The organism is Nocardioides sp. P86 (assembly GCF_023712465.1).
Classification (GTDB): Bacteria; Actinomycetota; Actinomycetes; order Propionibacteriales; family Nocardioidaceae; genus Nocardioides; species Nocardioides kribbensis.
The window spans coordinates 1,208,145-1,228,599 of sequence record NZ_JAMAYE010000002.1; the positions used below are offsets into that span (position 1 = coordinate 1,208,145).

Sequence of the window (20,455 nt, forward strand, 5' to 3'; positions counted from 1 at the left end):
CGTCAGCAGGAGGAAGGAGACCAGGGTCAGCAGGAGGAAGGCGAGATCGGGCACCCCCCTTGTCTAGGGCCGCCGCCTGGCGCCGCCGCCGGGTCTTGACGCTTCCCTGACGCCCTGCCGGCCGCTGTTGACGCATCCCTGGCGCGTGGACCCCGGGACGCAGACCGCCCCGCCGCGCGGGTGCGCGGCGGGGCGGGAGGTCGTGCGGTGGGAGAGCGTCAGACGCGGGTCTTGTTCTTGCCCGCGACGCTCTCGGCGACGCCGATGAGGAGCACGGCGGCGATGACGGCGAGCACGAAGCCGATGACGTTCAGCTCGAAGATGCCGCCGGTGCCGAAGAGCTGCGCGATGAGCCCTCCGATGAGGGAGCCGACGAGGCCGAGACCGAGGGTCGCGAGCAGCCCCAGGTTCTGCTTGCCGGGCTTGATGAGGCGCGCGAGCGCGCCGATGATGAGGCCTGCCACAAGGAATCCGATCATGGAGCAGACGCTACGCACGGGGGCGGCCCGACCCATCACCCGTGGAGGTGACACGTCGGGGCACAGGCGTGCTCCCGCGCCGGGGCGGGCGCCGGTGGGAATGCCGCACCCCGGGTCGTGGTTGAGTCACGGTTGACCCGCGCAACCAACCGCGCGGCCCGCCCCACGAGCCCCACCCAGGAGCCCCTCCCCGTGTCACCAGCGATCCGTGGCAACCAGAGCCTCACCTTCGCCGTCCTCACCGTCGCGGTCTCGTCCTTCGCGCTGCTGCAGTCGCTCATCGTGCCGGTGCTGGCGCAGATCCAGCTCGAGTACGACACCGACCAGACCACCGTGACGTGGGTGCTGACCGCCTACCTGCTCTCGGCGTCGATCGCGACCCCGCTGCTGGGCCGGATCGGCGACGCCGTGGGCAAGAAGAAGATGCTCGTGGTCACCCTGAGCGCCCTGGCCGTGGGCTCGCTCATGGCCGCGCTGGCGCCGAGCATCGGCTGGCTGATCGTCGCCCGGGTGGTGCAGGGCCTCGGCGGCGGCGTGCTGCCGCTGTCGTTCGGCATCATCCGCGACGAGTTCACCGGCCGGGTCACCGGCGCGCTCAGCGTGATCGCCTCGCTCACCGCGGTCGGCTTCGGCGCCGGCATCGTGGTGGCCGGCCCGATCGTCGACTCGCTGGGCTACCACTGGCTGTTCTGGCTGCCGATGATCGCCACCGCCGTCGCCGCCCTCGCCGCGCTGGTGCTGGTGCCCGAGTCGCCCGTGCGCACCCCCGGGCGCCTGCCCGCCCTGCCCGCCGTGCTGCTCGCCGGCTGGCTGGTCGCCCTGCTGCTGGCCGTGAGCCAGGGCAACAAGTGGGGCTGGGCCTCGGTCGAGGTGCTGGGCCTGCTCGCGGCCGCCGCCGTCCTCGCCGCCCTGTGGGTGCGCGTCGAGACGCGGGTGCCGGTGCCGCTCATCGACATGCAGATGATGCGCCTGCGCGGTGTGTGGACGACCAACGTCGTCGGCGCCTTCGTCGGCTTCGGCATGTTCGCCTCCTTCGGCTTCCTGCCGCAGTTCCTCCAGACCCCGTCGGCGGCCGGCTACGGCTTCGACGCCACCATCACCGAGTCGGGCCACCTGCTGCTGCCCAGCGCCGTGGCCAGCTTCGTGGTCGGCTTCCTCACCGCCCGCCTCATCGGCCGCTTCGGCGCCCGCCTGGTCATCGTCACCGGCACCCTGATCAGCGGTGCGGCCTTCGCCTCGATGGCGCTCTTCCACGACACCACCGCCCAGCTCTACGCCGCCACCACGGCCCAGGGCCTCGGCTCGGGCCTGGTCTTCTCCAGCCTGGCCGGCGTGGTCATCGCCAGCGTGCCGCGCGAGCAGACCGGCGTGGCCAGCGGCATGAACGCCAACATCCGCACCATCGGCGGCTCCATCGGCTCGGCCGTCATGGCCGGCATCGTGACCGCCCGGATGAACCCGGCCGGCTTCCCCGAGGAGAGCGGCTACACGATCGGCTTCGCGATCCTGGCCGTCGGCATGCTGGTGGCCGCGGCCGCCGCGATGCGGATCCCCGACATCCACGACCCCGCGACCGAGCAGACCGACGACGCGGTCGAGCTCGAGCCGGAGGCCCCCTCGCCGCAGCCGGTCAACGGCTAGAGGTAGAGCCCGGTGGCCTCGTCGCCGAGCCGCTCGGCGGCCACGGCGTGCACGTCGCGCTCGCGCATGACGACGTAGAGCTCGCCGTGCACCTCGACCTCGGACTTGTCGTCGGCGTCGAAGAGCACGCGGTCGCCGGTCTCGACCGAGCGGGCGCTGGGCCCGGTGGCCACGACGCGGGCCCACGAGAGCCGGCGCGCGCCCATGGCCGCGGTCGCCGGGATCACGATGCCTCCCGACGAGCGGCGCTCGCCGGCCTCGGCGTCGATCTCGACGAGCACGCGGTCGTGCAGCATCTTGATCGGCAGCTTGTCCGACACGGGCTCGGCCTGTCCGGGGGGCGGCGTCAGCGCACGACGCGGCGCACGACGACGAGCGTCACCACGACGCCGACGACCACACCGACGGTCTTGAGGATGTTGTCGGTGCGCGGCTCACCGGAGTCGACGTCGACGTAGTGGGCCTTCAGCGAGTAGGCCTGGCGCCCCGCGATGGTCTTGGGGCTGGCCCGGTGCAGCAGCTGGTCGATGGTGCCGGCCAGACGCTCACGGGTCTCCTCGATCTCACGCTCGAGGGCGCTGGGCTGCTTGGGCTCGTTGGTCACCCGCTCACGCTACCAACCCGCGCCGCGGCCGAGGCTGCGCGGGTCGAAGCCGAAGGGCAGCTCGAGGCGGTGGCGGCGCATCAGGTCGTCGTCGGTCAGCACGTCGTAGGTCGCGCCGTCGGCCACGACCGTGCCGTCGTGCAGCACCACCGAGCGCGGGCAGAGCTCCAGGGCGTAGGGCAGGTCGTGGGTCACCATGAGCACGGTGACGTCGAGCGAGCGCAGGATGTCGGCGAGCTCGCGTCGCGAGGCGGGGTCGAGGTTGGAGGAGGGCTCGTCGAGCACGAGCACCTCCGGCTCCATGACCAGCACGGTCGCCACCGCGACGCGGCGACGCTGGCCGAAGGACAGGTGGTGCGGCGGCCGGTCGGCGTAGTCGGCCATGCCGACCTGCTCGAGCGCGGCCATGACGCGACGGTCGAGCTCGGCGCCCCTGACCCCGAGGTTGGCGGGCCCGAAGCCGACGTCGGCACGCACCGAGCCCATGAAGAGCTGGTCGTCGGGGTCCTGGAACACGATGCCCACGCGTCGCCTGACCTCGGCGAGGTTCTCCTTGGTCACCGGCAGCCCGCTGACGCTCACGCTGCCGGCCCCGGCGGTGTGGATGCCGTTGAGGTGGAGCACGAGGGTGGTCTTGCCGGCGCCGTTGGGGCCCAGCAGCGCGACGCGCTCGCCGCGGTGCACGTGCAGGTCGACGCCGTAGAGGGCCTGGTGGCCGTCGGGGTAGGCGTAGGCGAGGCCGCGGACGTCGAGCACGGGCGTGGTCATGGGCACATCATCGCGCCGGCGCCCGCGCTCATCGCGGCATGGTGCCGGTGTAGCCCCGCGAGAGCATCGCGAGGTGCACCCGCTCGCCGCGCTCGTAGGAGCGGATGAAGAGCGACCCCATGGAGCGCGCGAGCACCGGCCAGTGCCGGGGGTTGCGCGCGGAGAAGCCCCGCGACTCCCGGGCGACCCTCATCCGCTGCAGCTCGGTGGTGACGACCTCGAGGTAGCGGATCATGAAGCCCATGATCTGCACCAGCAGGCTGGGCAGGCGCAGGCGCTCCAGGCCGCGCAGCAGGGCCTGCGGCTCCGTGGTGGCGGCCAGCGTCAGGCTGGCCAGCACCCCGAGGGTGCCCTTGGCCAGCAGCGCCCAGGCGGCCAGCAGCCCCGGGCCGCTGACCGAGACCCCGAGCACCTCGACCCGCTCGCCGTGGGCCACGAAGGGCAGCAGCAGCGCGAAGATCACGAAGGGCACCTCGACCACCATGCGCTTGAGCAGGTACATCGGGGGCACCCGCGATAGCGCGACGACCCCGAGCAGCACGACCAGGAAGCCGGCGTAGGCCGCGAACCACTCACGCGGCGTGGCCACCACGACCACCATGAACGCCACGAGCGCGACGATCTTCAGGTGGGCCGGGGCCCGGTGGACCGCGGAGTGGCCGTGGAAGTGCAGCGTGTGGCCGTGACCGGCGCCCACGTCAGCGGTCCTGGTCGACGGGCTCGCCCCTGCGGCGCACCAGCAGGGTCAGCCCCCCGGCCAGCGCGAGCACGACGAGCACGCCGACGACGCCGGCCACTCCGCCGGAGAGCCGCTCGTCGGAGATGAAGCTGCTGCCGTAGCCGGCGAAGGGTCCGTCGCCGGACGCGTGGTCGGTCTCGGTGTCGGCGAAGCCCTGGTCCTGGGAGACCTTGGTCAGCCCGTCGGGGGCGCTGGCGGCGTAGAAGCTCACGACGCCCGCGAGCAGCAGCGAGACGACGAGCACCCCGAGGAGCACCGTGCGGGTGCCGGGGCGGGTGCCGGGGCGCCTCATGCCGCGCTCGCCGTCGGGGAGGTGCGGACCTCGAGGGTGCGCTGGGCCAAGACCCGGCGTGCCCCGTGGACGAGGTCGGGGCGCACGGCGATGATCGAGCCGACCGCGAGGAAGGTGATGACCCCCTCGCCGACGCCGATGAGCAGGTGCACCCCCAGCATCGCGGTGGTGAGGTTGTCGAGCGGGAGCGGCGCGACGCCGCCCACGGCGTAGAGGCCGACGAAGACCAGCGCCGCGACCGGCACCGACACGAAGGCCCCGATCCCGGCGGCCAGCGGCACCATGGACACCCGCTTGGGCAGCACCGCCTGGAGCAGCCGGAAGACGCCCCAGCCGACGGCGCAGGTCACGACGCCCATCAGCACGATGTTGGTGCCCAGCGCCGTGATGCCGCCGTCGGCGAAGAGCAGGGCCTGCACGACGAAGACCACGCTGGTGCAGAGCACCCCGGTCCACGGCCCCACGAGCACCGCGGCGATCGCCCCGCCCATGAGGTGGCCGGTCGTGCCCGCCGCGACGGGGAAGTTGAGCATCTGGGTGGCGAAGACGAAGGCCGCGACGAGGCCGGCCAGCGGCGCCGTGCGGTCGTCGAGCTCACGGCGCGCACCGCGCAGGGCCAGGCCGACAGCGGCGGCGGCCACCACGCCGGTGCCGACCGACGTCGGTGCGTCGAGGAATCCGTCGGGCACGTGCATGCGGGTCTCCTGCGGTCGGGCGTGGCGAGGGGCGGCCGGGCGTGGTCGGTTACGGTTCGACACCGACGAGTGCCACGGATGGGTCGTTGCCCTCGTGACGTTATTGCACACCGTGTGCGACAACACTACCCGACCGGACAGGACCAGCCCGATGAGCGAGACCGCAGCCCCCACCCGCCTCTCCCCCGGCGACCCGGCCCCCGACCTGACCCTGGGCGACGACACCGGCGCCACGGTCTCGCTGGCCGACCTGCGCGGGCGCAAGGTGATCGTGTACTTCTACCCCGCGGCGATGACCCCGGGCTGCACCAAGCAGGCCTGCGACTTCACCGACTCGCTGGAGTCGCTGCGCGCCTCCGGCTACGAGGTGCTCGGCGTCTCCCCCGACAAGCCGGCCAAGCTGGCCAGCTTCCGCGAGCGCGACGGCCTGGGCATCACCCTGCTCTCCGACCCCGACAAGAGCGCCATGGCGGCGTGGGGCACCTTCGGGGAGAAGAAGATGTACGGCAAGATCGTCCAGGGCGTCATCCGCTCCACGTTCGTCGTCGACGAGCAGGGCACGATCGAGCTCGCGCAGTACAACGTCAAGGCCACCGGCCACGTCGCCAAGCTGCGCCGTGACCTGGGCCTCGACGCCTGAGCCCGGGTCGGGCACGCGATACTGGGGCCCGGCGCCCGTAGCCCAACGGCAGAGGCAACAGGTTTAGGTCCTGTCCAGTGAGAGTTCGAATCTCTCCGGGCGCACTCCGGTCCGGGGACCGGGCGGCTCAGCCCTCCTCGCGCAGCCGGGGCGGGGTGAACTGGTCGGGGTGGAATCCGCGCTTGTCGGCGTAGAACGCCCGCACCCGGTCCATGTCGGCCACCACGTCGCCGGTCGTGGGGAAGGTCGGACCCCAGCCGACGGTGCGGCTCGGGGCGTCGAGGAAGGCCAGGGTGATCGGCAGCCCGGTCTGCTGGGAGATCCGGTAGAAGCCCGACTTCCACAGCTCGCCGCGGCTGCGCGTGCCCTCGGCGGCGATCCCCAGCAGGAAGGTCTCGTCGACGGCGGCGTCGGCGACCAGGGCCCGGATGGTGCCGCCGGGGTCGCGCCGGTCGAGGGCCACCGCGCCGGTCGCCCGCAGCAGCGGGGCCAGCGGACCCTTGAAGAACTCCTTCTTCACCAGCAGCCGGATCTGCACGTCGCTGTCCCACGCCAGCAGCATGGTCAGCACCCAGTCCCAGTTGGAGGTGTGGGGGGCGCCGACCAGCACCCCCTTGGTCGGCACGGTGCCGACGGTGCGCCAGCGCGCGAGGCGCAGGAGCAGTCGGGCGAGGTTCCTGCGGACGAAGAAGTGCCGGCTCATCGCACGACCGTAGCGGCGAGGACCGGTCCGAGCGCGCGCAGCGCGTGGCCGCGGTGGGAGATGGCGTCCTTCTCCTCGCGGGTCAGCTCCGCGGTGCTGCGGCCCGGCTCGTCGTCGGCCTCGAAGAGCCCGTCGTAGCCGAAGCCGCCCTCGCCCCTGACCTCGCGCAGCACGCGGCCGGTCATCTCGCCGAGCACGACCTCCTCGCCGCCGGGGTGGCACAGCGCCACGGCGCACGCGAAGCGGGCCCCGCGACGCTCGTCGGGCACGTCGGAGAGCTGGGCGAGCAGCAGCGCGTTGTTGCGGGCGTCGACCTCCTCGCGGGCGACCCCGTCGCGGGGGCCCGACCACCGGGCGCTGAGGACACCCGGCATGCCGTTGAGCGCGTCGACGCAGAGCCCGGAGTCGTCGGCGACCGACGGCAGGCCCGTGGCGGCCAGGCCCGCGCGCGCCTTGAGCAGGGCGTTGCCCTGGAAGGTGGGCTGGTCCTCGACCGGCTCGTCGTAGTCGACCCCGAGGGCGGGCAGGTCGTCGAGCCCGACCACCTCCACCCCGGGCACGTGCTCGCGCAGGATGCGCTCCATCTCCTCGATCTTCTTGCGGTTGCGCGAGGCGAGGAAGATCCGGGTGCTCACGAGCCGAGCGCCTCCTGCTGCAGGCGCGTCAGGTCGGCGCAGCCCTTCTCGGCCAGGCCCAGCAGCGCGTCGAGCTCGCGGCGGTCGAAGGGCGCGCCCTCGGCGGTGCCCTGCACCTCCACGAAGCTGCCCGTGCCGGTCATCACGACGTTCATGTCGGTCTCGGCGCGCACGTCCTCGACGTAGGGCAGGTCGAGGCGGGGCACGCCGTCGATGATGCCGACGCTGACCGCCGCGACCGAGCCGGTGAGCGGGGCGCCCTTGAGCGCCCCGGTCTGACGCAGGTGGGCGACCGCGTCGACCAGGGCGACGTAGGCACCCGTGATGGCGGCCGTGCGGGTGCCTCCGTCGGCCTGCAGCACGTCGCAGTCGAGCTGGATGGTGTTCTCGCCCAGCGCGTCGTAGTCGATGACGGCGCGCAGCGAGCGGCCGATGAGCCGGCTGATCTCGTGGGTGCGCCCACCGATGCGGCCCTTGACCGACTCGCGGTCGGAGCGGGTGTTGGTGGCCGCGGGGAGCATGGCGTACTCCGCGGTGACCCAGCCCTTGCCCGAGCCCTTGCGCCAGCGCGGCACCCCCTCGGAGGCCGACGCGGCGCAGAGCACCTTCGTGCGGCCGAACTCCACCAGCACCGACCCGGCGGCGTGGTCGAGCCAGTGGCGGGTGATCGTGATCGGGCGGAGCTCGTCGTCGGCGCGGCCGTCCTCGCGTGCAGTCATGACCGCGACCCTAACGGCGCCTCACTTCATCTCGGCGCGCAGCAGGCGCAGGATGCCGAAGGTCAGCGGCACGACCAGCCAGATGATGCTGGCCGTGGCCAGCTGCGCCCACTCCTCGCCCGAGGGCCGGAATTCGCCGGTGAAGAGCGGGGTCTGGGCGGTGTTGAGCTCGATCCAGGGCGTGAGGTCCTGGAACCAGCCGACGAAGGCGCCGATGATGCCCACGACCGTGGGGATGATGAGGGAGTAGACGAAGTAGCCGACGATCGCCGCCGGGGTGTTCATCAGCAGCATCGCCAGCGCGAAGCCGATCAGCACGCCGATGAGGTTGGCGAGCACGAAGTTCTGCACCTGGCTGTACTCCAGCGACCAGGACACCTCGAAGCCTCGCAGCGAGGCCAGCACCGCCCCGACCGCGGCGATCACGGCCGCGAGCACCAGCACGCCCAGGGAGATGATCAGCCCGGCGCTCAGCTTGGCCGCGACGATCCGGGGCCGTCGGGGCTCGAGGGTGAAGGTCACCAGGCCGGTGCGCTGGCCGAACTCACCGGTGACCAGCAGGATCGGGATGATCGGCAGGAAGAACCCCAGCGTGCCGCCCATGGCGAGCAGGAAGTCGCTGAAGTCCTGGAAGCCCTCGTCGAAGAGCAGGGCGATGACCAGCATCACGACGACGCACAGCCCGACGACGCTGAGGCTGTAGGCGCGACCGGCTCGGGTGTCGAAGCTCTTGCGCAGCTCCACCGAGACCAGGCGCCCGAAGGGCACCGCGGGGGTCTGCGAGACGTCGAGGGTGGGGAGCGGGGCGGAGGTGGCGCTCATGCCAGGTGTCCTTCCGTGGCGGGGGCGGGCGCGACGGCGTCACGCTGGGTGTCGGAGGTGAGCTGGAGGAAGAGGTCCTCCAGGCCGGCGGAGCCGGTGCGCAGGTCGGTGAGCACGACGCCGGCCTCGAGGGCGGCGCGGCCGACCTCGACGGCCTCGCACTCCGCGCGCAGGCCGTCGCCGGCGGGCGTGACCTCGACCCGGCGAGCGACGAGGGCGTCGGCCAGGGCCCGGTTGTCGAGCGAGGTGACGAGGGTGGAGGCGTGCTCGCCGGCCAGCAGGGTCTTCTTGTCGCCCTGGGCCACGATCCTGCCGCGCCCGATGAGGATCATCTCGTCGGCGATGATCTCGACCTCGTGCAGCAGGTGGCTGGAGAGCAGCACCGTGCCGCCGCGCTCGGCGTAGCCCTTGAGCAGGCCGCGCATCCAGCGGATGCCGGCGGGGTCGAGGCCGTTGGCGGGCTCGTCGAGGATCAGCACCGACGGGTCGCCGAGCAGCGCGTGGGCGATGCCGAGGCGCTGCTTCATGCCGAGGGAGTAGTTGCGCAGCCGGCGACCGGCCTCCTTGTCGTCGAGGGAGACCAGGGCGAGCATCTCGTCGACGCGCGAGGCGGGCAGCCCCATCGTCCGGGCACCGATCGTGAGGATCTCGCGCCCGGTGCGGCCCGCGTGCTGGGCCGAGGCGTCGAGGAGCACCCCGACGTGGCGGCCGGGGTTGGGGATGTCGCGGTAGAGGTGGCCGCCGATGGTGACGCGCCCGTGGGTCGGCGGGGTGAGGCCGACCATGACCCGCATGGTGGTGGTCTTGCCCGCGCCGTTGGGCCCGAGGAAGCCGGTGACCCGGCCGGGCTGGCAGGTGAAGCTGACGTCGTCGACGGCGGTGAACGCGCCGTACGTCCTGGTGAGTCCTTCGACTGAGATCATGCGACCACCCTGCCCGCCACGGCGCGGGCGCACACCGGACCCCGGGCTGCGGTGGCGTGACCAAAGTAGGGGGTGGGCGCGACCGGGGGCGCTGCCCGGCGGGGTCGCGACGCCCTAGCCTGGTGACGTGCAGCGGCCGAACCCCGAGGACTACCAGCCGCCGCTGTCGTGGTGGCGCCACGGGTGGCGGCTGCTGCTGTGCGTGGTGATCAGTGCCATCGTGTGGCCGCAGTTCGCGCCCGAGCAGCTCGACGTCATGCCGGTGCTGTTCTGGCTCGACCTCGGCGTCGGCCTGGCGTCCTACGTCGTGGTCCTGGGGCGCCGGCGGTGGCCGGTGGCGGTCGCGGTGGCGACCAACGCGATGACACTTGTCTCCGGCGTGGCCGCCGGACCCGCCACGCTCGCGGCGGTCTCGATGGCCACCCGCCGCCGCCTGCTGCCGATCCTCGTGACCTCGCTGGTCGCCGTGGTGGCCTCGATGCTCTACACCGAGCTCGAGCCCTCGGCGGTCGACGACCCGTTCTGGATCTCGCTGACCGCCACGGTCATCGCGGTGGCGGCCAGCATGGGCTGGGGCATGTACATCGGCTCGCGCCGCGAGCTGCTGTGGACCCTGCGCCACCGCGCCGAGCGGGCCGAGGCCGAGCAGGAGCTGCGGGTGGGCCAGGCCCGCGGCCAGGAGCGCTCGCGCATCGCCCGCGAGATGCACGACGTGCTGGCCCACCGGATCTCGCAGATCTCGCTGCACGCCGGCGCCCTCACCTTCCGCGACGACCTCACCGCCGCCGACATGCGCGCCAGCGCCGAGGTCATCCAGACCACGGCCCACCAGGCCCTCACCGACCTGCGGACCGTGCTGGGCGTGCTGCGCGACGACGAGGGCAACGCCCTCGACGCCCCCCAGCCCACCTACGCCGACCTGCGCGCCCTGGTGGCCGACGCCGAGGCGGCCGGCCTGCGCGTGGAGTACGCCGACGACGTGCGCGCCGCCGACGGGGCCGACGGGGTGCCCGACGCGCTCGGCCGGGCGCTCTACCGCATCGTGCAGGAGGGCATCACCAACGCCCGCAAGCACGCCCCCGGCGCGACGCTGCTGATCAGCCTCAGCGGCTCGCCCGACGACGGGATCGCCGTGGAGCTGCGCAACCGCCTCGGCTTCGCCGCCGCGGCCGCGCCTCCCGGGGCGGGCCTGGGCCTGGTCGGACTCTCGGAGCGGGCCGCGCTGCGCGGCGGGCGCCTGGAGCACCGCCGCGACGCCGACGCCTTCGTGCTGCGGGGGTGGCTGCCGTGGGCGGCCTGACCGGCGAGACCGCGGTGCGGGTGCTGGTGGTCGACGACGACCCCCTGGTGCGCTCGGCGCTGGTGCTGATGCTGGGCGGCCAGGAGGACCTCGAGGTCGTCGGCGAGGCCGTCGACGGCCGCGAGGCGCTGGCCCGCGTGGCCGACCTCTCCCCCGACGTCGTGCTCATGGACATCCGCATGCCGCGCCTCAACGGCCTCGACGCCACCCGCGAGCTGCACCGCGCCCCTCACCCACCGCGGGTCATCGTGCTCACGACCTTCGACGCCGACGAGCACGTCGTGGGGGCGCTGGGCGCCGGCGCCGACGGCTTCCTGCTCAAGGACACCCCGCCGGCGCAGATCGTGGCCGCCGTGCGCTGCGTCGCGGCCGGCGACCCGATGCTCTCGCCGTCGGTGACCCGCACCCTCATCGACCGGCTGCGCGAGCAGGCGCCCGACGACCGGGAGGCCGCGGCCACGCGGCGCCTGCGCGCCCTCACCGAGCGCGAGCTCGAGGTGGCGCTGTGCGTGGGCCGGGGCCACAGCAACGCCGAGATCGCGGCGGCCCTGCACCTGTCGGTGCCGACGGTCAAGGCCCACGTCTCGCGGCTCTTCGACAAACTCGGCGCCACCAACCGGGTGCAGATCGCCATCTGCGTGCACGACGCCGGCCTGCTCTAGGTCCGGTCGGGCCCGCCTCAGATCTCGTACGTCGTGCCCGCGACCGCCAGCTCCACGGGCCCGTCGTAGGCGGCGACGGCCTCGGCGAGCATGTCGGCGGGGTCGAACCACGGCGGCACGTGGGTGAGCACGAGGCGGCGGGCGCGGCTGCGCGTGGCCACCTCGCCGCAGTCGGTGCCGGTGAGGTGCAGCGAGGCGGGGTTGTCGTCGCAGGAGCGGAAGGACGCCTCGGCCAGCAGCAGGTCGGCGTCGACGCTGATCTCGTCGAGCCCCGCGCAGGGGCCGGTGTCGCCGCTGTAGGCCAGGGTGGCGCCGGCCACCTCGACCCGCAGGCCGAAGGCCTCGACCGGGTGGTCCACGGGCACCGCGCGCACCGTGAAGGGGCCCACCTGCACGACCGGCTCCCAGGTGCGGAAGTCGAACTCCTCGTGCATGCCGGGGTCGACGGGCAGGTCGTAGGCCCGGGCCATCCGGTCGGCGGTGTCGGAGGGACCCCACACGGGGATCCGCGGCTGCGGGCCGGTGGGGTGGTACTTGCGCATCACGTAGTAGCCCGACAGGTCCAGGCAGTGGTCGGCGTGCAGGTGGCTGAGCAGCACCGCGTCGACGGCGAGCGGGTCGGCGTAGCGGTGCAGGGCCCCGAGCGCGCCGCTGCCGAGGTCGAGCAGCACGCGCCAGGTGCGCACGCCCGTGCCGTCGTCGTGCTCGGCCTCGAGCAGGTAGCAGCTGGCCGGCGAGTCGGGGCCGGGGTAGGAGCCCGAGCACCCCACGACGGTGAGCCGCATCGCGCTCACGCCAGCCCTCCGGCGAACTGGCTGGCGGCGTGCATCTCGGGGCCCAGGAAGCGCCGCCCGATCGACTCGAACTCCGTGGGCGAGCCGGTGGTGAGGAAGCGGTGGGAGGGCTCCCCGCCGGCGCGGGCCAGGCCGGTGCGCAGCAGCATCTTGTAGACGTCCTTGCCGCACTCCTCGGCGCTGCTGACGAGGGTGACCTGGTCGCCCATGACGTAGGAGATGACGCCGGTGAGCAGGGGGTAGTGGGTGCAGCCGAGGATGAGGGTGTCGACGCCGGCGGAGGTGAGCGGGTCGAGGTACTCGTGGGCCACCGCCAGCAGCTCCTCGCCCCCGGTGACACCGGCCTCGACGAAGTCGACGAAGCGCGGGCAGGCCCGGGTGGTGAGCTCCACGTGGGGCGCGGCGGCGAAGGCGTCGTCGTAGGCCTGGGACTCCGCGGTCGCACGGGTGCAGATCACGCCGATGCGGCCGGTGCGGCTGGCGGCGACGGCGCGGCGGGTGGCGGGCAGGATCACCTCGACCACCGGCACGTCGTAGCGCTCGCGTGCGTCGCGCAGCATCGCGGCGCTGGCGGAGTTGCAGGCGATGACGAGCGCCTTGACGCCCTGGGCCACGAGGTGGTCGAGGCACTCCAGGGCGTACTCGCGCACCTCGCCGATGGGCTTGGGGCCGTAGGGCTGGCGTGCGGTGTCGCCGACGTAGAGCACCGACTCGTGGGGCAGCTGGTCGATGACCGAGCGGGCCACGGTCAGCCCGCCGAACCCGGAGTCGAAGATCCCGACGGGGGCGTCCGGGTCGGGGGCGAGGGGCGGCACGTCGTGAAGGTTATGTCCTGCGCGCACGCATCGCACGACCCGGCTCGCCCTAGGCCCAGAGCTGGCCCTCGAGCTTGTCCTCGGCCTCGTCGATCGTGCCCTCGTAGGCGCCGGTGGAGAGGTACTTCCAGCCGCCGTCGCAGACGATGAAGGCGATGTCGGCGCTCTCGCCGGCCTTGACCGCCTTCGCGGCCTGACCCAGCGCGGCGTGGAGGATCGCGCCCGTGGAGATGCCGGCGAAGATGCCCTCGAGCTCGAGCAGCTCGCGCACCCGGCGCACGGCGTCGCGCGGGCCCACCGAGAAGCGGGAGTCGATGAGGTCGGCGTCGTAGAGCTCGGGCACGAAGCCCTCGTCGAGGTTGCGCAGGCCGTAGACCAGCTCGCCGTAGCGGGGCTCCGCGGCGACGATGCGCACGTCGGGCTTGGCGCGGCGGAAGAAGCGGCTGGTGCCCATGAGCGTGCCGGTGGTGCCCAGCCCGGCCACGAAGTGGGTGATCGAGGGCAGGTCGGCCAGCAGCTCGGGGCCGGTGCCCTCCTCGTGGGCGAGGGCGTTGGCGGCGTTGCCGTACTGGTAGAGCATCACCCAGTCGGGGTGCTCCTCGGCGACGCGCTTGGCCACGCGCACGGCCTCGTTGGAGCCGCCGGCGGCCGGGGAGGAGATGATCTCCGCGCCCCACATGCGCAGCAGCTGGCGGCGCTCCTCGGAGGTGTTCTCCGGCATGACGCACACGATGCGGTAGCCCTTGAGCTTCGCCGCCATGGCCAGCGAGATGCCGGTGTTGCCCGAGGTCGGCTCGAGGATCGTGCAGCCGGGGCGCAGCGTGCCGTCCTTCTCCGCCTCCTCGATCATCTTCAGCGCCGGGCGGTCCTTGACCGAGCCGGTGGGGTTGCGGTCCTCGAGTTTGGCCCACAGCCGGACGTCGGCGCTCGGCGAGAGCCGCGGCAGCCCGACGAGCGGGGTGCCGCCGACGGAGGCGAGCAGGTTGTCGTAGCGCATGGTGGCTCCAGGCCCGCGGCGGCTACCGCAGGAAGGTCTCGGGGTCGAAGGCGTCCAGGTCGATGATGCGGACCCGGGGCAGGGGGACGTTGAAGGCGGCCACGTCGTCCTCGAGGTCGTAGAGCTCGACGTCGAGGGCGCTGAGGTGCGTGGAGGTGTACTCCCGCAGCGCCATGAGCCCGACGCGGCGGTGGCCGGTGAGCAGCCGCTGGACGTGGGGCGCGAAGTCGCTGTCGTGGCTGACCAGCATCACGTCGGCGTCGCGCGAGAGCAGCGCGTCCAGCGTGCGCTGGATGCCGATGTCGACGACCTTCTCGTCGGCGCGGCCGGCCAGCGGCACCGGGCGGTAGTCGAGGGCCAGCAGGGCCTGCACGAAGCTGGCCGGCAGGTGGCCGTTGCTGGCGTTGAGGAAGAACAGGCCGGTGACCGGCTGGCCCCACTGCTCCTCGGCGAAGGCGGTCACGCGCTCCCAGCGCGGCCGCTCCTCGGGCGTGGGCCGACGCCCCAGCAGGGAGTTGCCGAGCGTGGCGTCGATGTTCTCGCCGTCGACGAGGACGTAGGTGCGACGCTCGGTCATCGGATCCACGCTCCGTGCGTCAGCCGCCGGCGACGGCCGGCAGCACGACGACCTGGTCGCCGTCGCTGAGGGGCGCCTCGAGGCCGCCGATGAAGCGGACGTCCTCGTCGTTGATGTAGACGTTGACGAAGCGGCGCAGGTCGCCGTCGTCGATGAGGCGGTCCTTGATGCCGGGGTGGTGGGCCTCGAGGTCGTCGATCAGCGCGGTCAGGCTGGCTCCCTCACCGTGGACGGCCTTCTCGCCGCCGGTGTAGGTGCGCAGGATGGTCGGGATGCGGACCTCGATGGCCATGGGTGGTGACTCCTCGGTGGTGGGGTGCGGTGCAGCGGGGTCAGGCGGGCTGGCTCGTGCGGGGCAGGGCGTCGACGACCGCGACCTCTTCCTCGGTCACCTCGCCGTCGACGATCCTGTAGGACCTGAACTCCACGGGACCGTCGTTATTCCCGTCGTCGGTGAAGCAGTCCCGGGTGCTGACCAGCACGTAGTGGGCGTTCGGCTCGCTGGCCAGGCCCACGTCGGTGCGGCTGGGGTAGGCCTCGGTGGCGGTGTGGGAGTGGTAGACGACCACCGGCTCCTCGTCGCGCGCGTCCATCTCCTTGTAGAGCTGGAAGAGGTCGGTGGAGTCGAACTCGTAGAACGTCGGGCTCCCCGCGGCGTTGACCATCTCGACCAGCCGCTCGGGGCGGTCGCTGCCCTCGGGGCCGGCGACGACGCCGCAGGCCTCGTCGGGGTGGTCGCGCTTGGCGTGGGCCACGATGGCGTCGTAGGTCGCCCGGTCGATGGTCAGCACGCGCCCAGCCTAGGGCCCCGGGTCAGGGCCCGGTCTCCAGGCCCAGCACCTCGTACGCCGGGGCGCCGTCGACGGTGCCGGTCACCAGCACCAGCCCGTCGGCCAGGACCCGGTCGAGGCGGCCCGGCACCTGCTCGCCGGCGAGGCGCCCGGCCCGGTCGAGCAGCCAGACGCCGTCGGCGCCCTGCACGACCACGTGGCCCAGCGTCGTGCCGAGCAGCCGCGGCGAGGCGTCGGTCAGCACCGTCGCCGGCAGGGGCGCGGTCACCGGCCGGTCCTCGCCGGAGGCCAGCGTGGCCAGCTCGACCGCCCCGCTCTCGTGGTCGGCCTCCACCCAGGCCAGCAGCGCGTCGCCGCCGACCCCGGAGCCCGCGGCGACGCCGGTCTGGAGCTGCTCCACGCGCTCGGTCGCGGCGTCGACGAGCACGGCGCCGGCCTGACCGGGCACGGTGAGGGCGTAGACGTCGTCGGTGCCGCCGGCGAAGTAGCCCGGCTGCGAGGAGCGCCAGGTCTCCTCCCCCGTCGCGTCGTCGAGCAGCACGACCGTCTGGGCACCGGACGCGGTCGAGGGCACCGAGGCCACCACCACGCCGCCGGTGGCCGCGGCGCCCGCCACGCCGCCGACCCGCCAGCGCACCTCGCCGGTGGTCAGGTCGAGGCCGAGGGTGCTCACGTCGTCGGGGCGGCCGGTCGGGTCGTCGACGCGCCCGGGTGGCGCCACCCGCACCACGACGACGTCCGACCCGACGCCGGCGGTGCGCGCCGCCAGCCCGGCCGGCGGCGACCAGCGCCACCGGTAGGACCCGTCGCCCTGCGACAGCGCCACGAGACCGCGTCGGCGCCCCTCGGCGTACGGCACGATCACGGGGAGGCCGGCGTCGCGGCCGAGGCGGGCGTCGGTGAGGTCGAGGGTGACGCGGTCGGCCCCGTCGCCCACCACCAGCGGCTGCGCGCCGGTGCGCTCCCAGCGGGTCTCCCCGGTGGCGCGGTCCACGACCTGCAGCGCGGGGCCCGACCCGTCGGAGGCGTCGCCGCGCACCAGGATCGAGCGCTCCCCCACCCCGGCCGGCACGGCAGCGCCCAGGCTGGAGTCGAGGGTGGTCCACTGCGGCTCGCCGACGACCACGGAGGGCGCGGCGACGGCCTCCGCGACGGCGGGCGACGTGGGCTGCGCGGTCGACGCGGCCTCCTCGCCCGCGGAGCACCCGGAGGCGAGCACGGCCAGCACGACCAGCAGGGCGAGCCCGTCGGCGACGGCCGACACGGGCCGCGTGCGGGACCTCACCGTCCGGTCACCGCGACAGCGCCCCGACGAGGGTCTCCTGCAGGTAGCCGACCCAGTCGTAGATGTCGTGGGCCTGCGAGCGCGGGTCGTCGTCGGGCAGCGAGGCCCAGTAGTCCTCGTCGTCGTCCTCGATCCCCAGCCGGGTGGCCAGGGCCAGGCGCAGGTCGGTGAAGGAGCGCATCCAGGTCTCGGCGGTCGGCTCGTCGAGCTCGACGTCGATCATCAGGCCGTCCTCGCTGAGCTCGGGCGGCAGCCCGGCCTCCTCCAGACCGTCGATGATCGCGACCGCGGCGGCCGCCTTGCCGTCGCGCAGACCGCCCTCGGTGAACCGGCGGAACTCCGCGGCCGCCTCGGGGTCCTCGCGGTACGCGGTGGGGAAGAGCCGCGCCAGCACCGGGTCCTCGGGCTCGGTCTCCGGGCCCGAGAAGTCCATCATCGCCTCGAAGGGGTCCTGGTCCTCGCGGGGCACCGCGGCCTCGTTGCGCAGCAGCTCCACGAGCTGGGAGGCCAGGGAGCGCAGCAGGTCGGCCTCGAAGCCGGAGAAGGTGGCGATGACGCGGCGGCTGCGGCGGTGGCGGGCGAAGCCGCTCATTCCTGCTTCTCCATCGTGGCCCACAGGCCGTACTCGTGCATGGCCTGCACGTCGCGCTCCATCTCCTCGCGGCTGCCCGAGGAGACCGCCGACTTGCCGTCCTCGTGCACCTCCATCATCAGCTTCTCGGCCTTCTTCCTCGAGTAGCCGAAGTGCTTCTGGAACACGTAGGAGACGTAGGACATGAGGTTGACCGGGTCGTTCCACACGATCGTCACCCACGGGGTCGCGGGGAGGACCATCTCGTCGGGGGTGAGGGTCGGCTCGACCTCGACAGGGCTGGGCGCGGACACGTCTCCATGCTCGCACACGCCTACGCTGGCCCCCGTGACCCGCTCCTCGACGGCGCTGATGACCGACCACTACGAGCTGACCATGCTCCAGGCGGCCCTCGCCTCGGGCACGGCGCACCGGCGGGCGGTCTTCGAGCTCTTCCCGCGGCGCCTCCCGGAGGGCCGGCGCTACGGCGTGGTCGCCGGCGTCGGGCGGGCCCTCGACGCGCTCGAGGACTTCCGTTTCGACGACGACGTGCTGGGCGCCCTCGACGGCGTCGTCGACGAGCCGACACGGGCGTGGCTGGCCGGCTACCGCTTCTCCGGCGACGCCTGGGGCTACCCCGAGGGCGAGGTCTACCTCCCCCACTCCCCGCTGATGGTGGTGGAGGCCTCCTTCGCCGAGGCGGTGCTGCTCGAGACGCTCCTGCTGTCGATCTACAACCACGACTCCGCCATCGCCTCCGCGGCCTCGCGGATGACGCTGGCCGCCCGGGGCCGGCCCTGCATCGAGATGGGCTCGCGGCGCACCCACGAGGAGGCAGCGGTCGCCGCGGCCCGGGCCGCCCACGTCGCCGGCTTCGCCGCCACCTCCAACCTCGCCGCCCGCCAGCGCTACGGCGTGCCCTCCACCGGCACCAGCGCCCACAGCTTCACGCTGCTGCACGACTCCGAGCGCGACGCCTTCCGCGCCCAGGTGGACTCCCTCGGCGTCGGCACCACCCTGCTCGTCGACACCTACGACGTGGCCGAGGCCGTGCGCCTCGGGGTCGAGGTCGCCGGCCCGGGGCTCGGCGCGGTGCGCCTCGACTCCGGCGACCTGGGCGTGCTGGCCCACCGGGTGCGCGCGCAGCTCGACGACCTCGGCGCCCACGACACCCGCATCGTGGTGACCTCCGACCTCGACGAGTACGCCATCGCCTCGCTGGCCTCCGCCCCCGTGGACGGCTACGGCGTCGGCACGCAGCTGGTCACCGGCAGCGGGCACCCCACCTGCGGCTTCGTCTACAAGCTGGTGGCGCGCGAGGGCGCGTCGGGCGAGCTGGAGCCGGTGGCCAAGCGCTCCCCCGACAAGGCCTCGGTGGGCGGTCGCAAGTGGGCGCTGCGTCGTCGTACGCCGGGCGGCGTGGCCGAGGCCGAGGTCGTGGGCATCGGCGCGCCGCCCACCGACGACGGCGACGACCGCGCGCTGCTCGTGCCGCTGGTGCGCGACGGCGAGGTGGTGGGCCGTGAGCCGCTCGAGGCCGCCCGCCAGCGGCACGAGCGCTCGCGGGCCGAGCTGCCGGAGGCCGCGCAGTCGATGACCCGCGGAGAGGCCGTGATCCCGACCCTGGTCCAGGACGCCGCCGCCAACGCCTAGGCTCGCACCATGACGCGTGCACTGATCGTCGTCGACGTCCAGAACGACTTCTGCGAGGGCGGCTCGCTGGCCGTGGCCGGCGGCGCGCGGGTCGCGGCCGACGTGACCGCGCTGCTGCGCGGCGACCACGGCTACGACCACGTCGTGGCCACGCAGGACCACCACGTCGACCCCGGCGCCCACTGGTCCGGCGACCCCGACTACGTCGACTCCTGGCCGGTGCACTGCGAGGTCGGCACGGCCGGTGTCGAGCTCCACCCCGACCTCGACCCGGCCCCGCTCGAGGAGCTCTTCCGCAAGGGCGAGCACGTCGCGGCCTACTCCGGCTTCGAGGGCCGCTCCGCGACCGGCGACTCGCTGGCCGACTGGCTGCGCGAGCGCGGCGTGGACCGGGTCGACCTGTGCGGGATCGCCACCGACCACTGCGTGCGCGCCACCGCGCTCGACGCGGTGGCCGAGGGCTTCGCCACCCGCGTGCTCACCGATCTGGTCGTCGGGGTCGCCCCCGCCACCACCGAGGCCGCGCTCGCGGCCCTGCGCGAGGCCGGTGTCGAGATTGCCTGACCAGACCTCCGAGCAGGACCTGCTCGTCGACCTCGCCGACGGGGTGCTGCGGCTGACCCTGAACCGTCCCCGCGTCTACAACGCCCTCTCCCCCGCCCTGGTCGAGGCGCTGACCGCCGAGATCGAGGGCGCCACGGCCCGCGACGACGTGCGCGTCGTGGTCGTCACGGGCGCGGGGGCGGCGTTCTCCACCGGCGCCGAGCTCGCCGGCGAGGACCCGATCGCGGGCTTCGACATCACCTCCATGGACCGCGCCAACCGTCTCGTGCGCGCCGTCGTCGGCCTCGACAAGCCGGTCCTCGCCGCGGTCAACGGCGTGGCCGCCGGCGTCGGCTGCTCCCTCGCCCTGGCCGCCGACCTGGTCGTCGCCTCCTCGCAGGCCTCCTTCCTGCTGGCCTTCGCCCGGATCGGCTTCATGCCCGACGGCGGCACCTCGGCCTCCGTCGCCGCCTCGATCGGACGGGCCCGGGCCATGCGGATGGCCCTGCTCGCCGACCCCCTCAGCGCCCAGGAGGCCTCCGACGCCGGGCTGGTCAGCCACCTCGCCCCGGCCGAGGAGTTCCCCGCCCTCGTCGACACCCTCGCCGCGCGCCTGGCCGCCGGCCCGCCGCTGGCGATGGCCGCGACCAAGAAGGCGGTCAACGCCGCCACCCTCACCGAGCTCGACGCCGCCCTCGAGCGCGAGCGCCTGGGCCAGTCGACCCTGATGCGCACCGCCGACGCCGCCGAGGGCATGCGCGCCTTCACCGAGAAGCGTCGCCCCGCCTTCCGCGGCGAGTGACGCGG

At 73.6% G+C, this 20,455-nt stretch carries 28 protein-coding genes and 1 tRNA gene; 8 read left to right on the plus strand and 21 right to left on the minus strand.

Annotated elements, in window-relative coordinates; all coding sequences use genetic code 11:
- Positions 1 to 218 precede the first annotated feature (218 nt).
- Positions 219 to 479: a GlsB/YeaQ/YmgE family stress response membrane protein gene (locus M3673_RS13045; protein ID WP_056904218.1), complete on the minus strand. Its 261-nt coding sequence runs from the start codon at positions 477 to 479 to the stop codon at positions 219 to 221.
- Positions 480 to 671: 192 nt separating this feature from the next.
- On the opposite strand from M3673_RS13045, the gene M3673_RS13050 reads away from it, so the two are divergent.
- Positions 672 to 2,120, plus strand: a complete 1,449-nt coding sequence (locus M3673_RS13050) for an MFS transporter (RefSeq protein ID WP_056903558.1) — start codon at positions 672 to 674, stop codon at positions 2,118 to 2,120.
- Here M3673_RS13050 and M3673_RS13055 read toward each other — a convergent pair.
- From M3673_RS13055 to M3673_RS13080, 6 genes are read right to left on the minus strand one after another with little or no spacing between them, the layout of a single operon-like run.
- Positions 2,117 to 2,416, minus strand: coding sequence for a co-chaperone GroES (locus M3673_RS13055; protein WP_056864537.1), 300 nt, complete (start codon positions 2,414 to 2,416; stop codon positions 2,117 to 2,119). The genes M3673_RS13050 and M3673_RS13055 overlap by 4 nt on opposite strands.
- 50 nt (positions 2,417 to 2,466) lie before the next feature.
- Positions 2,467 to 2,724 (minus strand): DUF3618 domain-containing protein, encoded by a 258-nt coding sequence (locus M3673_RS13060; RefSeq protein ID WP_056863675.1) that lies wholly within the window; start codon positions 2,722 to 2,724, stop codon positions 2,467 to 2,469.
- Between the two features lie 9 nt (positions 2,725 to 2,733).
- Positions 2,734 to 3,492 (minus strand): energy-coupling factor ABC transporter ATP-binding protein, encoded by a 759-nt coding sequence (locus tag M3673_RS13065; RefSeq protein WP_056863674.1) that lies wholly within the window; start codon positions 3,490 to 3,492, stop codon positions 2,734 to 2,736.
- A 28-nt stretch (positions 3,493 to 3,520) separates the two neighbouring features.
- Positions 3,521 to 4,189: a cobalt ECF transporter T component CbiQ gene (gene cbiQ / locus M3673_RS13070; protein WP_251534220.1), complete on the minus strand. Its 669-nt coding sequence runs from the start codon at positions 4,187 to 4,189 to the stop codon at positions 3,521 to 3,523.
- Position 4,190: 1 nt separating this feature from the next.
- Positions 4,191 to 4,523: a PDGLE domain-containing protein gene (locus tag M3673_RS13075; RefSeq protein ID WP_251534221.1), complete on the minus strand. Its 333-nt coding sequence runs from the start codon at positions 4,521 to 4,523 to the stop codon at positions 4,191 to 4,193.
- Positions 4,520 to 5,218 (minus strand): energy-coupling factor ABC transporter permease, encoded by a 699-nt coding sequence (locus tag M3673_RS13080; RefSeq protein ID WP_251534222.1) that lies wholly within the window; start codon positions 5,216 to 5,218, stop codon positions 4,520 to 4,522. Before M3673_RS13080 ends, M3673_RS13075 begins: the two co-directional genes overlap by 4 nt.
- 151 nt (positions 5,219 to 5,369) lie before the next feature.
- Here M3673_RS13080 and bcp point away from each other — a divergent pair, with 151 nt between their 5' ends.
- Positions 5,370 to 5,858 (plus strand): thioredoxin-dependent thiol peroxidase, encoded by a 489-nt coding sequence (bcp, locus tag M3673_RS13085; protein ID WP_251534223.1) that lies wholly within the window; start codon positions 5,370 to 5,372, stop codon positions 5,856 to 5,858.
- A 31-nt stretch (positions 5,859 to 5,889) separates the two neighbouring features.
- Positions 5,890 to 5,962 (plus strand) — tRNA-Leu (locus M3673_RS13090).
- Positions 5,963 to 5,985: 23 nt separating this feature from the next.
- On the opposite strand, the gene M3673_RS13095 is transcribed toward M3673_RS13090, so the two are convergent.
- From M3673_RS13095 to M3673_RS13115, 5 genes are read right to left on the minus strand one after another with little or no spacing between them, the layout of a single operon-like run.
- Complete coding sequence (locus M3673_RS13095; RefSeq protein WP_193661436.1) at positions 5,986 to 6,561, minus strand: 1-acyl-sn-glycerol-3-phosphate acyltransferase; 576 nt, start codon at positions 6,559 to 6,561, stop codon at positions 5,986 to 5,988.
- On the minus strand, positions 6,558 to 7,196 hold the full coding sequence (locus M3673_RS13100; RefSeq protein ID WP_308196138.1) for a non-canonical purine NTP pyrophosphatase: 639 nt from the start codon (positions 7,194 to 7,196) through the stop codon (positions 6,558 to 6,560). Before M3673_RS13100 ends, M3673_RS13095 begins: the two co-directional genes overlap by 4 nt.
- Entirely contained in the window at positions 7,193 to 7,915 is a 723-nt protein-coding gene (gene rph, locus M3673_RS13105; protein ID WP_056863668.1) for a ribonuclease PH, read from the minus strand. The genes M3673_RS13100 and rph overlap by 4 nt, the downstream gene beginning before the upstream one ends.
- 21 nt (positions 7,916 to 7,936) lie before the next feature.
- Positions 7,937 to 8,737 (minus strand): ABC transporter permease, encoded by an 801-nt coding sequence (locus M3673_RS13110; protein ID WP_251534224.1) that lies wholly within the window; start codon positions 8,735 to 8,737, stop codon positions 7,937 to 7,939.
- Positions 8,734 to 9,660 carry an ABC transporter ATP-binding protein gene (locus tag M3673_RS13115; protein ID WP_193661439.1) on the minus strand — a complete coding sequence of 309 codons (927 nt, stop codon included), beginning with the start codon at positions 9,658 to 9,660 and terminating at the stop codon, positions 8,734 to 8,736. Before M3673_RS13115 ends, M3673_RS13110 begins: the two co-directional genes overlap by 4 nt.
- A gap of 127 nt (positions 9,661 to 9,787) precedes the next feature.
- Between M3673_RS13115 and M3673_RS13120 the strand changes: the two genes are divergently transcribed.
- Positions 9,788 to 10,960: a histidine kinase gene (locus M3673_RS13120; RefSeq protein WP_251534225.1), complete on the plus strand. Its 1,173-nt coding sequence runs from the start codon at positions 9,788 to 9,790 to the stop codon at positions 10,958 to 10,960.
- The gene (locus M3673_RS13125; RefSeq protein WP_308196139.1) at positions 10,948 to 11,622 is read left to right on the plus strand and encodes a response regulator transcription factor; all 675 of its coding nucleotides are present in this window, start codon (positions 10,948 to 10,950) and stop codon (positions 11,620 to 11,622) included. The genes M3673_RS13120 and M3673_RS13125 overlap by 13 nt, the downstream gene beginning before the upstream one ends.
- A 17-nt stretch (positions 11,623 to 11,639) precedes the next feature.
- On the opposite strand, the gene M3673_RS13130 is transcribed toward M3673_RS13125, so the two are convergent.
- Genes M3673_RS13130 through clpS form a run of 9 tightly spaced genes read right to left on the minus strand, consistent with a single transcriptional unit; the run spans position 11,640 to position 17,766 of the window.
- A complete protein-coding gene (locus M3673_RS13130) occupies positions 11,640 to 12,407 on the minus strand; it encodes an MBL fold metallo-hydrolase (RefSeq protein WP_251534350.1) in 768 nt (255 codons plus the stop codon).
- Between the two features lie 5 nt (positions 12,408 to 12,412).
- Entirely contained in the window at positions 12,413 to 13,231 is an 819-nt protein-coding gene (gene murI / locus M3673_RS13135; RefSeq protein WP_193661441.1) for a glutamate racemase, read from the minus strand.
- Positions 13,232 to 13,280: 49 nt separating this feature from the next.
- Positions 13,281 to 14,228 carry a PLP-dependent cysteine synthase family protein gene (locus tag M3673_RS13140; protein ID WP_056863662.1) on the minus strand — a complete coding sequence of 316 codons (948 nt, stop codon included), beginning with the start codon at positions 14,226 to 14,228 and terminating at the stop codon, positions 13,281 to 13,283.
- A 22-nt stretch (positions 14,229 to 14,250) separates the two neighbouring features.
- Positions 14,251 to 14,805, minus strand: coding sequence for an NYN domain-containing protein (locus M3673_RS13145; protein ID WP_056863661.1), 555 nt, complete (start codon positions 14,803 to 14,805; stop codon positions 14,251 to 14,253).
- Between the two features lie 19 nt (positions 14,806 to 14,824).
- Positions 14,825 to 15,097: a MoaD/ThiS family protein gene (locus tag M3673_RS13150; RefSeq protein WP_056863660.1), complete on the minus strand. Its 273-nt coding sequence runs from the start codon at positions 15,095 to 15,097 to the stop codon at positions 14,825 to 14,827.
- 40 nt (positions 15,098 to 15,137) lie between these two features.
- Positions 15,138 to 15,596 carry a Mov34/MPN/PAD-1 family protein gene (locus M3673_RS13155; protein WP_193661443.1) on the minus strand — a complete coding sequence of 153 codons (459 nt, stop codon included), beginning with the start codon at positions 15,594 to 15,596 and terminating at the stop codon, positions 15,138 to 15,140.
- A gap of 22 nt (positions 15,597 to 15,618) precedes the next feature.
- Positions 15,619 to 16,881: a hypothetical protein gene (locus tag M3673_RS13160; RefSeq protein ID WP_251534226.1), complete on the minus strand. Its 1,263-nt coding sequence runs from the start codon at positions 16,879 to 16,881 to the stop codon at positions 15,619 to 15,621.
- A 7-nt stretch (positions 16,882 to 16,888) separates the two neighbouring features.
- Complete coding sequence (locus M3673_RS13165; RefSeq protein WP_251534227.1) at positions 16,889 to 17,473, minus strand: DUF2017 domain-containing protein; 585 nt, start codon at positions 17,471 to 17,473, stop codon at positions 16,889 to 16,891.
- Positions 17,470 to 17,766 carry an ATP-dependent Clp protease adapter ClpS gene (gene clpS, locus M3673_RS13170; RefSeq protein WP_082502739.1) on the minus strand — a complete coding sequence of 99 codons (297 nt, stop codon included), beginning with the start codon at positions 17,764 to 17,766 and terminating at the stop codon, positions 17,470 to 17,472. The genes M3673_RS13165 and clpS overlap by 4 nt, the downstream gene beginning before the upstream one ends.
- A 34-nt stretch (positions 17,767 to 17,800) precedes the next feature.
- Between clpS and M3673_RS13175 the strand changes: the two genes are divergently transcribed.
- From M3673_RS13175 to M3673_RS13185, 3 genes are read left to right on the plus strand one after another with little or no spacing between them, the layout of a single operon-like run.
- Positions 17,801 to 19,105 (plus strand): nicotinate phosphoribosyltransferase, encoded by a 1,305-nt coding sequence (locus M3673_RS13175; RefSeq protein WP_308196140.1) that lies wholly within the window; start codon positions 17,801 to 17,803, stop codon positions 19,103 to 19,105.
- 9 nt (positions 19,106 to 19,114) lie between these two features.
- On the plus strand, positions 19,115 to 19,669 hold the full coding sequence (locus tag M3673_RS13180; protein WP_251534228.1) for an isochorismatase family protein: 555 nt from the start codon (positions 19,115 to 19,117) through the stop codon (positions 19,667 to 19,669).
- On the plus strand, positions 19,662 to 20,450 hold the full coding sequence (locus tag M3673_RS13185; RefSeq protein WP_251534229.1) for an enoyl-CoA hydratase-related protein: 789 nt from the start codon (positions 19,662 to 19,664) through the stop codon (positions 20,448 to 20,450). Before M3673_RS13180 ends, M3673_RS13185 begins: the two co-directional genes overlap by 8 nt.
- The last annotated feature ends 5 nt before the right edge of the window (positions 20,451 to 20,455 follow it).

Bases quoted from the DNA above. Each gene is read 5' to 3' on its own strand.
- M3673_RS13045 (WP_056904218.1), bottom strand. From the start codon at position 479: ATGATCGGATTCCTTGTGGCAGGCCTCATCATCGGCGCGCTCGCGCGC.
- M3673_RS13065 (WP_056863674.1), bottom strand. From the start codon at position 3,492: ATGACCACGCCCGTGCTCGACGTCCGCGGCCTCGCCTACGCCTACCCC.
- M3673_RS13180 (WP_251534228.1), top strand. From the start codon at position 19,115: ATGACGCGTGCACTGATCGTCGTCGACGTCCAGAACGACTTCTGCGAG.
- M3673_RS13080 (WP_251534222.1), bottom strand. From the start codon at position 5,218: ATGCACGTGCCCGACGGATTCCTCGACGCACCGACGTCGGTCGGCACC.
- M3673_RS13130 (WP_251534350.1), bottom strand. From the start codon at position 12,407: ATGCGGCTCACCGTCGTGGGGTGCTCGGGCTCCTACCCCGGCCCCGAC.
- M3673_RS13115 (WP_193661439.1), bottom strand. From the start codon at position 9,660: ATGATCTCAGTCGAAGGACTCACCAGGACGTACGGCGCGTTCACCGCC.
- M3673_RS13075 (WP_251534221.1), bottom strand. From the start codon at position 4,523: ATGAGGCGCCCCGGCACCCGCCCCGGCACCCGCACGGTGCTCCTCGGG.
- M3673_RS13110 (WP_251534224.1), bottom strand. From the start codon at position 8,737: ATGAGCGCCACCTCCGCCCCGCTCCCCACCCTCGACGTCTCGCAGACC.
- M3673_RS13095 (WP_193661436.1), bottom strand. From the start codon at position 6,561: ATGAGCCGGCACTTCTTCGTCCGCAGGAACCTCGCCCGACTGCTCCTG.
- M3673_RS13150 (WP_056863660.1), bottom strand. From the start codon at position 15,097: ATGGCCATCGAGGTCCGCATCCCGACCATCCTGCGCACCTACACCGGC.
- M3673_RS13055 (WP_056864537.1), bottom strand. From the start codon at position 2,416: ATGCTGCACGACCGCGTGCTCGTCGAGATCGACGCCGAGGCCGGCGAG.
- rph (WP_056863668.1), bottom strand. From the start codon at position 7,915: ATGACTGCACGCGAGGACGGCCGCGCCGACGACGAGCTCCGCCCGATC.
- M3673_RS13145 (WP_056863661.1), bottom strand. From the start codon at position 14,805: ATGACCGAGCGTCGCACCTACGTCCTCGTCGACGGCGAGAACATCGAC.
- bcp (WP_251534223.1), top strand. From the start codon at position 5,370: ATGAGCGAGACCGCAGCCCCCACCCGCCTCTCCCCCGGCGACCCGGCC.
- M3673_RS13140 (WP_056863662.1), bottom strand. From the start codon at position 14,228: ATGCGCTACGACAACCTGCTCGCCTCCGTCGGCGGCACCCCGCTCGTC.
- M3673_RS13165 (WP_251534227.1), bottom strand. From the start codon at position 17,473: ATGAGCGGCTTCGCCCGCCACCGCCGCAGCCGCCGCGTCATCGCCACC.